The sequence below is a fragment of the Anaerocolumna xylanovorans DSM 12503 genome (assembly GCF_900143645.1).
In the GTDB taxonomy this organism is placed as follows: Bacteria; Bacillota; Clostridia; order Lachnospirales; family Lachnospiraceae; genus Anaerocolumna; species Anaerocolumna xylanovorans.
Window position 1 is genome coordinate 69,111 of sequence record NZ_FRFD01000012.1, and the last position, 11,655, is coordinate 80,765.

Here is an 11,655-nt window from a genome sequence, read left to right on the forward strand (position 1 = left end):
CTAGGCTGTGGCTTTTATCTGATTCAACTGTAAAAATTCTTCCATCTGTTTTACTGCTTCATATGCCTCTTCCTTTGACTCCATTTCGGAAAATATGCGAAGCACCGGTTCCGTACCGGAAAAACGCACAATAATCCACCCGTCATTTTCAAAATATATTTTTACCCCATCCAGATAGCTGATATGTTTTACCGGTTCAGAATAAGCTGGAAGTTTCTTTTCTTCAAACAAAAGACGGTACAGTTCTTTTTTTCTTTTCTCCGAAAAAGAATAATCCCGCTCCTCTGACCAAAGTCTTCCGTAGCGCTCATGAATCTCCTCTAACAGTCCGGATATATTTTTCCCCGCCACACTGATCAGCTCTGCCATTAAGGCAGCTGCAAAGATCCCGTCTTTACCGCGGATACGGCCGTTTATAGTCAGTCCGCCGCTGCTCTCTCCGCCAATGATTGCCTGATGCTCTTCCATAGCACTGCTGATATGCTTAAATCCAACCGGAACCTCATAGCATACTTGCCCGTGATCTATTGCAATACGGTCAAGCAGATGGGTCGTAGCGATATTTCTTACAACGCTGCCCCTTAGCTTCTTATATTCCAGCAGATAGTAATACAAAAGCACCAGAATATCGTTGGGATGGATGAAATTTCCCTTTTCATCAACGATACCGAGCCTGTCTGCATCTCCGTCGGTTGCAACTCCCAGGTCATAATTTCTCTCCACTACCATATCCTTTAACTTATTTAGGGTATTGGCAGAGGGGGATGGCAATCTGCCTCCGAATAATGGGTCATGCCGGTCATTAATAACGTCAACCTGGCATCTTGCGGATACCAGCACAGCCGCAAGGCAGGTTCTGGAAACACCATACATGGGATCAATTAATATTTTCAAACGCCTTTCCTTAATTTTTTCCAGCTCAATGCTGCTTAAAATATTATCTATATAGCTGTTAAAAGGATCTGTTATCTGAATCCTGCCAAGCCTTAGAGCTTCATCATATTCCATCCTTTTGATATCTTTTTGCTTTAAGCGGTTCCAATTCACCTCTACCTGGTCTGTTATATCCTGGGTAGCATCCTTTCCTCCATCCACAAATAATTTTACGCCATTATAGTCTGAAGAATTATGGCTTGCCGTAACGGCTATCCCATACTCCAGCCCACTGCTTAAGATGGTATACATAATCAAAGGGGTAGGTGCCACTTCTTTGATAAAATAGACTGTTAATCCATTTGCCGCCATAACTTCACTCATCCATACTGCTGCTTTTTGTGATAGAAAGCGCCTGTCGTAACCGATAACAAATCCTAATGCTTCTCTCTGGTCTGCCTGATTCTTTATGTAATCTGCAATAGCCTGCGCAAGTGATGAGATGTTATCCCTTGTAAATTCGTCTCCTATAATTGCTCTCCATCCGCCTGTACCAAAACTTAACATTTCATTTTCCTTTCCTGTCCGTCCTGTGTTTTCTTTACATTTTCTCCGCATACTTACAGGGAGCTGTTGCAGATTACTCAAAATGCAACAGCTCCGATATTTATCTTTTTATTCTGCTACTGATTTATACCTGTCATAAGCCTGTTTCTTTAAGGTCGTCATCTCATCAATACCCAGTTCCTTTACTCTGGAAACAAAATCGTCAAATTCCCCGATGGGTCTTGAGCCTATGAAGAACTTAAGAAGCTCTTCATCAACATAGGTCTTAACAGCACTCATCTTAATATCATAGATTTCCTGCTCTGCTGCTGTCAGCGTTAAAGTAGGGTTATAGGGATAGAAATAATCCTTGTCGATATAGTTGAACAATTGCGCTTTCACATCCTCATTTGCACAGGAAGCTGCTTCATATTCCGGCATCTGCCTTATTCCGATTAATGCCTGCAATCCGTTGGCACGTAACCAGTTGACACGTCCGCCTTCACTGTTGTTAACCTTATCCGTATACTGTGGCACCCCATTTACCATCTCATAACTGTCTCCCTCGATACCAAAGTTAAACAGCAGGGAGCCTTCATCGCTATAAACATAGTCAAACATCTTGATAATATCTTCGGCATTTTTTGCAGAACTTGATATTGCCCAAGAAAAACCTACTATTGCTGACTGCTGGCTGTAGGTCTTTGGATCCTGTCCCTCTTTTAACACAGGGGGCTGAATTACCTGCCAGTTTGTATTTGGATCGTTTTTCAATACTTCAGAATTGATATTCTGTCCTGCAATATATCCGGTCCAATAACAGGTGGCACCTGCTTTATTATTTAAGATATGGTAATTATTTGTGTCTTCCCTTGTAATGAATTCACTGTCAATCAAGCCTTCCTTATACCACTTTGCCATAGTAGCCAGAAATTCCTTTGTTTCCGGAAGGATGGGAGCAAAAGCTACTTCCCCGTCTTTTATCATCCAATAATCATTGTTTCCATTTAGTTCGATTCCCCAGGCATCCGCAAAATTCATAAAATAATTTTCCCAGGCACGGTCAAAGATTAAAGGCGTGACATCACCGGCTCCATGGCCGTTTAAATCATTGGTTTTAAACGCTGTCAGGACATTGTGCCAGTCATCAATAGTAACGGGAACTTCCAAATTCAGTTTCTTAAGCCAGTCCATACGGATGTTATATCCCATAGCCGTACGTATGGCAGATAACATGGGAATTCCGTATATCTTACCGTCGCTGCCGACACACTGTGCCATCGCTTCTTTATTTTCCACCAAATATTTTTTAATATTGGGCGCATATTGGTCGATAAGGTCATCCAGCGGCATAAAAGCTCCGGACATACCAAAGGTATTAACATCACTTACTGTGCCTGCCATAACATCCGGGTAATCACCGGAAGAAACAATTACTCTGAATTTCTGTTTTGCTTCACTTTGAACTACAGATTCGATATCTAACTTCAGATTCAGTTTTTCTGCCAATGTCTTAAAAGTCATTGTGTCTTTATCATAGATGGCTTCCGGCAGACGACTTGGTAAAAACATGGATATTTCCACCGGTTCGCTGCTTTCCGGCTGGGTAATGGAATCAGTGGCAGCGTTGTTGCTGCCCGTCTTCTCTTCCTTTGTTCCTTTGGCACAGCCGGCCAGCAGGCCGATGGCAAGTACCAATACCAGAACTAAACTCATACATTTTTTTGCTTGCTGAAATAACATAAAAATCCTCCTCTTTATTATTTTAACATAGTTCTTATGCTTATCGCAGGCTAACCTGCGGTACTGCCTTTCCTTATTCTTTTACACTGCCCACCAATGCTCCGCTTACAAAATACTTTTGGAGGAATGGATATATTACAATAATAGGTATTGTCGTTATCATAATTGCCGCAAACTTAATTGTGGTCGGTATACTTGCCTCCCCGGGAGATAGTGCTTTTGCTATATCCTGACCCAGTTGGCTGGATATGATAATCCTCTGTAACAATACCTGTACGGGTACTTTTTTATCATCACTAAGTAAGAGCATCTCCCAAAAATAAGAATTCCAACGGCTGACTGCATAATACAGTGCTATGGCAGCCATAATCGGCTTTGACAGGGGAACAAGAATCTTTACTAATATCTGCAGGTCATTGGCTCCTTCCAACTTTGCCGACTCTTCCAGGGATACCGGAAGACTTTGAAAGTGGGTCCGAAAGATAATAACATAAAAAGCACTGATGGCCGGATATAGCAATATCCCTAAACGGCTGTCCAGCAGATGAAGACTTCGCATCACCAAATAGAACGGAATCATTCCGCCGCTAAACCACATGGTAAATACCACAAACAGACTCATAACCTTTCTGGGTGCCCATCTTTCCTTAGAAAGAGGGTAAGCTGCCAGAATAGTCAGCACTAAGCTAAGTACCGTGCCGACGCCGGTGTAAAATATAGTGTTTCCATAGGCCAGCCAAATTCCTCTATACTTTAATACCACCGTATATGCTCTTAAGGTAATATCCTTTGGGAAAAGGAACACTTCATTCCGCATGACACTGGCAGCCGAACTTAAGGATGCTGATATCAGGTAAAGAAAGGGATAAAGTGTAGCGATACATATAACTACGATAATGATGTAACATACACTCACAAATGCAATTTCACTGACACCCATTTTTTGTTTCATACTTAACCGCCTTCCAATTTATTACCACAGGGTAGTTCCATCTAATTTCCTGGTGATCTTGTTTGCCATGTATACTAAAGCAAAACCTACCACATTTTGAAATATCGTCATTGCCTGACCATAGCTGTACCTTCTGTTCAGAATACCTTCCCTGTAGATGTAGGAATTAAATACATCTGCCGTCTCGTAAATAGATGGATTATACAAGAGAATAATTCGTTCATGTCCGACATTTAGGATAGAACCTAAATTAATCAACAGCATAATTACGATGGTAGGTGCCAGCCCCGGCAGGGTAATGTACATCATTTTCTGGAACTTGCCTGCACCATCCACTGTTGCGGCTTCATACTGGTCATTGGAAATCCCCGCCAAAGCCGCCATATAGATAATCGCCCCAAAGCCTGTTCCCTGCCAGATTCCCGTACTGATAAAAATAGTCCGGAAATACTTGGCTTCCTGCAGAAAATGAATACTTTTTATTCCCAGATGATTTAAGAATACATTCACCAAGCCTGTTGTTGAAACAAATTGTATTACCATGGACATTACTACGACGGAAGATATAAAATAGGGCAGATAACTAATCGTCTGTGTTATTTTTTTAAATTTTTTCCGCCGTATTTCATTAAAAGCAATGGCTAATATAATCGGTAACGGAAAACCAAAAACTAAACCGTAAACATTCATCAAAAGTGTGTTACGAAACAAACGGAAAAAATACGGATCATCAAATAATATTTTAAAGTTTCGAAAGCCAACCCATGGACTATGTAATATCCCCTTCACAATATCGTACTTCTGGAATGCGATAACCATCCCTCCCATAGGAAGATAGGAAAATAATAAATACCAGATAAATACCGGTAAAAACATCATATATAACCATATATTTGTTTTTAATTCCACTTTACATTTTTTTATTTTCTTTAATAGCATTTTCAACCTCCTCTCTTTTTGCCTCAGTAACGTTACACCCCCATCATAGGGGGAATTGCCTGGAATCTCAATTGAAAATATTCCTTATCCGTGTATAATTTCATGAAGTATCTTCTTTAAGGCTGTTACCGGGAATAGCAGAATTTCTGCTTTTTATCATTTTTTCCGCTTTCCCCCTGTGGTTTTTTGGTATGGCCTGTCTTCACCGGAAACCTACACAAAAAAGCCCTGTGAACTCCCTTTGCCTGGTGCAGGTAAGAGATTCATAGAGCTCTTTACAGACGGCAGTACGTATAAAAGTACCGCTTTTACATAATGGAATTACGCCGGTATTGTACCGGTGTTACAGAATATTTTTCCTTAAACTTCTTAATAAAATAATTGGAACTGCCAAATCCAATCTTTTTGATCAATTCATCTAAAGGCATATTGGTTTCAATTAATAATTTAGCAGCCTTTTTTAATTTGCAGTCGGTAATAAACTGTGTGATATTAATGCCTTTCTCATCCTTAAATAAACGGCTGATGTATTTAGGGCTTAAGAAGACCTTCTCCGCGATAAATTCTAAGGACAATTCTTCTCCCAGGTTCTCCATAATAACCTTTTCAATCAGCCCTGCCACCGTTTTTGATGGATTATTCTCCACTTTATCTAATTCATCGAATGTATTTTCTATGAGACTTAGGAACCAATAATAGAAATCCTCCACATCATACTGGTCATTTACATCCGTAAAGTGCTGGGTTTCATTATCCTTTCCCTTCATAATATCTCTCATGAAATAGTTGTATATGAATAAATACTTCAAAATAGCTCCGTTTAAATAATTCGTTGAAACCGTCAGCATACTTGCTTCATCAATAAAATCCTTTAGTATTTTACGGATGATTTCAATGTCTCTGGTAACCAGCGCTTCACTGAAGGTTTCATAATGACAATCCATCGTATCTCTTTGTCTTTCCAGCCTGTCTCCCAGCACTTCTGCATCAATAAAATACGTTCTTGGAAGAAAATAAACGTACTCCGACAGCTTTAATAAACTAAGATATGCCTCGTGGGCAATGCCCAGTTCTTTAAAAGTACTGCTTTGCAATATAATGGGGTCAATAGAGAAATTCATCTTCATATAATCGGTGAACTTATTTCTTAAGGCCTTCAGCTCTTCTTTTCCGGAACCTTTTTCCGATACGATTACGCATACTTTCCCGTCAAACAAGTCAGCCGACAGGCATTGCAGATAATCATTTTTATAATTATCAAAATAGTTAATCATATTATAAATAATCAGACTCTTTAACATTTCATCCAGATTTTCATATATTTTGGGATGAATCTTAATCATCAAAACATGGTTCTGCGGATAATCACAGTAATACCCTAAGAATTTCAGCTTATCCTCCGTGGATTTCCTGTCACTTAGTTTCGCAGTAAGAATCCTTACAACAAAATCACTCTTTATGATGTTTTTATTATCATTTAATACCTTTTCCTTTTCATCCGCTTTGTCACAAAGTTCTTCCATTGCCCTGTCTATGTAATAATATTCACTTTCCCTCGCCTTTTTGTCTAACTTTGCTTTCATCAACCTAGTCATGACGGTATTAAATGGCTGATATAGTTTCCTGGCAAAGCAATAGGACAGCACTATTCCAAGCAGGACCACCAGTAAGGATATTATAACAATTCTGGTCTGGATTGCTCTCGTCTCATCAAAATATTCCTTGGTAGAAATCAGATTGACAATCGTCCAATCTCCCATGGCAACAGACTGGCTCATGATAATATGGTCCTTTACTGTATAAAACCGCTTCTTTCCTTTATTAGCAAGAATCTCATCCATATATTTTTTATCTCTGTCCATAAAATTATGAAATCCTTCTACATTACCCTCTGCATCTACAATATCGCCCCGGCTGTTTATGATTGCAACTGCATCCAGTCCTCGGGTGAGGTAATCCCGCAGCAATTCCTGCAGGACTTCCTTACGTATATTAACAATAACATATCCTTTGTATCTTGATTCCTCCTCCGTATACAATGGGTAACCGGAAGTTACCGAATACACCGGTATTTCTCTCGTACTGTACTTCATAATTCTGTCTGATATCCATCTTTTACTGCCTTGGAACTGTACTTCCGATTCAAATATATCAAGACTCTCTTTAAATTTCTTTGCATCTTCCTCCGTATAGTTAATTCCCGTAAAGGTAGAAATCCAGACATCATTATTCTGAACATAAAGCTCAAGGCTTGATACAAAGGAGTCATTTTGAGAACCTAGTATTTGCAGATATTCCAGTAAATTAACCGCCTTGAAAAAATCATTCTTCATGGGATGATACAAAAAGCTTTGAAGCTCCTTATCTTTATTGCCCAGGCTTGTAATTTCCTGTATAATCCGGTTGGACTCCTCAAACAGATTGTTGATTTTATGCTCCAGGTATTCAAGACGGTACTGCTCCAATTCCTCTATCTTCCGGTTGTAGTTATAAGAAAACTGTATTGTTAAAATCCCTCCGATAATAAGCACTACCAGTACAACTAAAATAACAAAAGAGGCTATCATGCGGTTAAATATGGTATCTATTCGGTTCAGATAGTTCCTTACTCTGTTCATTGGACGAATACCTCTTTCTATTGCTGATTGTTACATGCTAGTCTCATTATAATGTTCTTTTGTGCTTTTCTCAATTGCACAAAATCCACATTATATAAATATATACGGTTCTTTTCTTCTTTGCCAAGAAATATCCCTTTGTACAAGTCATACGTCAGGTGGGGCAGGACATGGCTTGCTCTCCTGTCACATGGCACACAAAAAAAACAGGACTTTTCATGATTCTATTCTCATAAAAGGCCCTGCCTGATTATTTTTCACACCTATCTTAAAACATCTTTTCTTTAGTTCATAAATTGTATCATAATCTTATTCTGCAGCTCGTCCAAATCCTTTGTAAGTATTTCTTTATCTTCTTTGTTTTCCACCTTTTCGGCTTCTCTTAATGCCAGCTCCAGATATTTGGTACATTCACTTTTATTTCCCTTCACCAGATATGCCCTTGCTAAAGCCTCATAGGCATATGCCAGGTCAAATCCCCCGAAACCATTCACCTCGCATAAATGAAGGGCTCTCTTTCCATGATATAAACAGGAATCGAAATTGCCAAGAAGGGCATATACCCTTGATACCTGCCATTCCCCTACATAGATATTATGAGGCGTCCCGACTTGTATCCAATGGTATAAAGATGCATGTACCATATGGACCATAAGATAATTTTCCTCTTCCGATCTTCCCTCTTTATCCATCAAAGCCCAAACATCATTAAACAGCTTTGCTGCAAGCGCTTTTGTTTCTTCACTCATATAGTCTCCTCCTTAGCCCAAGCTAGTCTTGCCTCAAATAAACTTACTATAATAGTATTATTTTCTTGCTTAACAGTCAATAGGAAGAATCACACAAAACTACTCTTTTATTACTTTTAATAAAGTAGTAAGGAATTTATCCGAATCGTCTCTTTGAAGGATTTCCCTGATATAGGCTGGATTATCCGTTATAATATTATCTATCCCAAGCCTTTTTAACCGTTCTACTTCACTTCTGGTATTGACTGTCCAGGCAAGTACCTTCTTGCCGTTTCTATGCACTTCATTCACAATATTCTTTGTGACGAGATTTGATTTCATGCTGAAAAAGTCAATTGCATCATTCCCAAAAAGGCTTGTGTAAATCCCATACGTAATATACCCCGTCCTGATTTCGGGATTTGCTTCCTTTACCTCCTTTAAGCAGCGAATACTGGTAGATGTAATGACACATTGCTTTTGCATATCATATTCCCCAATAAGAGCTACCACTTTTTGTGCAAGCTCTTCCGAATCGTTACGGTATTTCAAATCCATGTTAATCTTTATCTGTCCCTTGCAAAGGTCAAAAAGCTCACGCAGGGTGGGAATCTTTGTACCTGTAAACTCACTCCCAAACCAGCTTCCGGCATCCAGCTCACTTACCTGCTCATAAGGTACATCCCATATATATTTGTTAAATCCGGTGGTCCTTTTTAAGCTGGTATCATGTAAAAGCACCATTTCGCCATCCTTTGTGACCCTGACATCTACCTCAACATAATCCGCCTTTTCTGCGATTGCCTTACTGACTGCTGCGAGAGTATTCTCCGGCACGGAATGAGAATAACCTCTATGGGAAGTGACCTGGATATCCTCCATATTCATATATTCAAGAGCTGATCCATTTCGCACCACCTGGTAAAAATAGTAAAAATTAATTGAAAATAAAGCTATTATCAAGAAATATATTATCTTTTTATAGGGATAGGCTGGCTTGAAGAAACCCTCCGCCTCTTCGTGTCCGTTGATTTTAAGCTTTCTGTAACGGTGAAAAGTATAGGAAATCAGAGCCATATTGGCGGTTATTCCAAATACAAAGATAATCAGTGCAAGATACACACTCATACTATCATATACTTCAATAAAGGTTGCTGTTGCCTGTATTCTGTCTGTGAAACCGGATACCAGCAGCGCTGTCATACTCATGGTAAAAACATATATCAGGAACAAAACGCCTGCCAGGAGAATATTCCATCCGCTTATTGAAATGAGAAGGTTCCTCCGCTCATGAGGCAGAATATCTTTTTTACTCACCGCCAGGATTCCGCTTTTTTCGGTCAAAAGACTGTGATAATAATAAGGACCGACATAATAAAGAAATAGCAGCAGCCCGGCAATAAAAAGTATTGCAGCAAGCGCCAGATATCCGTCAGGGGCTGCCTCCATATAATAGTGAAGTATCCGAAAACGCCATATGGAAAAGAAAATGAAGGGTATGCCGCTTAATATGGCTAATATCCACGAAGTAATCAGTGCCGCTGCCCTGCCTTTTTTCAGGCAGTAGAAAAGACGGTATACCGTAAGCTTTACCAAGATAGAAATCTTTATTTTCTGCCCACGTTCTGTCAGTGCAAAAAAAGTAATCAAAAACAAGATATCCAGAGTCAGAAAAATACCAATGATAATAAACAGTATCAAGAGCATTAGAATAGTGACCGGTCGGAGCAAAAAGCTGTCGATATTCCCTACTGTGATATAGCTGTAGCCCGTAAGCTTTAATGTTATATCCACTATCTCGTTAACAAGGGGAAAGAGCAGAAAATACGCGGCAGCCATTAATATACCCTGTCCAATAACGAGATAAAGAATATTCCTTGCAATTATTTTTATCGTTTGGGCATAAATATGAAGTATCTTTTTATGTTCTATTTTATCCATGTTAGGTTTCCTGTCATATAAATCTATGCATATCATTGTACACACAGTGACTTCCTAAAGTCAAGCATATCAAAAAATGGGCGGCAAAAAAATTTTCGCTCGCCCACCTTTTTGCATATCTATGTCAAGCAGCCAAATATTATTTGTGCTTTTCAAGAAGGAAACTAAAAGTATAAGAAGTTCAGCTGCGAAATTTTTAGATATGTAGACCTCTTAGTACTTGATTATCAAAAAAAGCACGAATGGCTGCTTTCATAATAGTATTATATTCTAAAAGCAGGTAATTGTTCCTGCTAAGACAGGCAAAAAACCTTGCACGCCATACACGAAAAAAAGGCTGGACTCCCGTAAGGAACAGCCTTTTTAATGATTTTTGTTCTGGTTATATCATTTCTTTAGCAAGGTCATGGGATCAAGAGTTTCTTTGTTCTTCTCTACCATGAAATAAAGGTTGCCTCCCTCTACGGAGTAGTACATAGTAGGCTTTGCAATTGTTCCAAGGACTTCTCCTTTTTCTACCATGTCACCTACCTTAGCTTTCAGGCTATCATCCAATTGGCCATATACCAGACTATATCCGCTTCCGATATTGACCTTAACTGTAACACCTGTTTCATCTTCCTTTGTAATAGAAGTGATTATACCCGTAGCTGCATTTGTTACCTCTGCCCCGACTTTGGCTTGAATAACAACAGCAGGGTTGCAGCGGAACTGCTCTAAGGTCTTAAAATAAATCACTCTGTCTGGACTGTAGTTAATCAATACATCACCATTAATCGGCCAGGACAGACCCTTTTCTGTATCAAAATACAAAGAATCGGCTGTCATAACTTCCTTGGTGTCATCCGCAGCTTTTGCAGTATCTTCCTGTTTGCCTTTGCTGGCATCTGCTGCTTTTTCTGCTGCTTCCTTTTCTTCTAATGCATGCTTATAATTGGGATCATCTTCTGCATTAGCACTTTCTAAATTATCTCCGGCACCGCCTGGTTCTGTTGGGGTCACCTGAGCTTCTTTGGTACCGCCGGATGAACTGCCAGGCACATTTTTAGCAGTATCCGAGGGGGTTGTGTTATCAGGAACATCTGTGGCTCCCAGAGAGCCATTATCAGCTACATTAGAGTCAGGCGTGTTTAAATCTGCAAGATTTTGCCCTTCATTCTTTCCTGAAGGCTGATTTAAGCTGACTACCGTTATAGCAATGATAGCTAATGCCCCGATGCCCAATAACACGTAAAAGCTTTTGCTCTTGAAAAATTCAGCTAAGCTATGTTTTTTCATTATCATCACCTCTAGATATATTTTCACCAGAAATGAT

The 11,655-nt window shown here is 39.5% G+C and carries 8 protein-coding genes; all 8 read right to left on the reverse strand.

The window, feature by feature from the left end:
• Positions 1-1,440, reverse strand: coding sequence for a phosphoglucomutase/phosphomannomutase family protein (locus BUF11_RS19300; RefSeq protein ID WP_073590613.1), 1,440 nt, complete (start codon positions 1,438-1,440; stop codon positions 1-3).
• 108 nt (positions 1,441-1,548) lie between these two features.
• Positions 1,549-3,162, reverse strand: a complete 1,614-nt coding sequence (locus BUF11_RS19305; RefSeq protein ID WP_073590507.1) for an extracellular solute-binding protein — start codon at positions 3,160-3,162, stop codon at positions 1,549-1,551.
• A gap of 73 nt (positions 3,163-3,235) precedes the next feature.
• The gene (locus tag BUF11_RS19310) at positions 3,236-4,114 is read right to left on the reverse strand and encodes a carbohydrate ABC transporter permease (RefSeq protein ID WP_073590508.1); all 879 of its coding nucleotides are present in this window, start codon (positions 4,112-4,114) and stop codon (positions 3,236-3,238) included.
• 21 nt (positions 4,115-4,135) lie between these two features.
• The gene (locus tag BUF11_RS19315) at positions 4,136-5,053 is read right to left on the reverse strand and encodes an ABC transporter permease (protein WP_073590509.1); all 918 of its coding nucleotides are present in this window, start codon (positions 5,051-5,053) and stop codon (positions 4,136-4,138) included.
• Between the two features lie 308 nt (positions 5,054-5,361).
• A complete protein-coding gene (locus tag BUF11_RS19320; protein ID WP_073590510.1) occupies positions 5,362-7,671 on the reverse strand; it encodes an AraC family transcriptional regulator in 2,310 nt (769 codons plus the stop codon).
• A gap of 284 nt (positions 7,672-7,955) precedes the next feature.
• Positions 7,956-8,420: a hypothetical protein gene (locus BUF11_RS19325; protein WP_073590511.1), complete on the reverse strand. Its 465-nt coding sequence runs from the start codon at positions 8,418-8,420 to the stop codon at positions 7,956-7,958.
• A gap of 99 nt (positions 8,421-8,519) precedes the next feature.
• Positions 8,520-10,340 (reverse strand): glycerophosphodiester phosphodiesterase family protein, encoded by a 1,821-nt coding sequence (locus tag BUF11_RS19330; RefSeq protein WP_175562107.1) that lies wholly within the window; start codon positions 10,338-10,340, stop codon positions 8,520-8,522.
• A gap of 387 nt (positions 10,341-10,727) precedes the next feature.
• Positions 10,728-11,618, reverse strand: a complete 891-nt coding sequence (locus BUF11_RS19335) for a M23 family metallopeptidase (protein WP_073590513.1) — start codon at positions 11,616-11,618, stop codon at positions 10,728-10,730.
• Between the last annotated feature and the right edge of the window lie 37 nt (positions 11,619-11,655).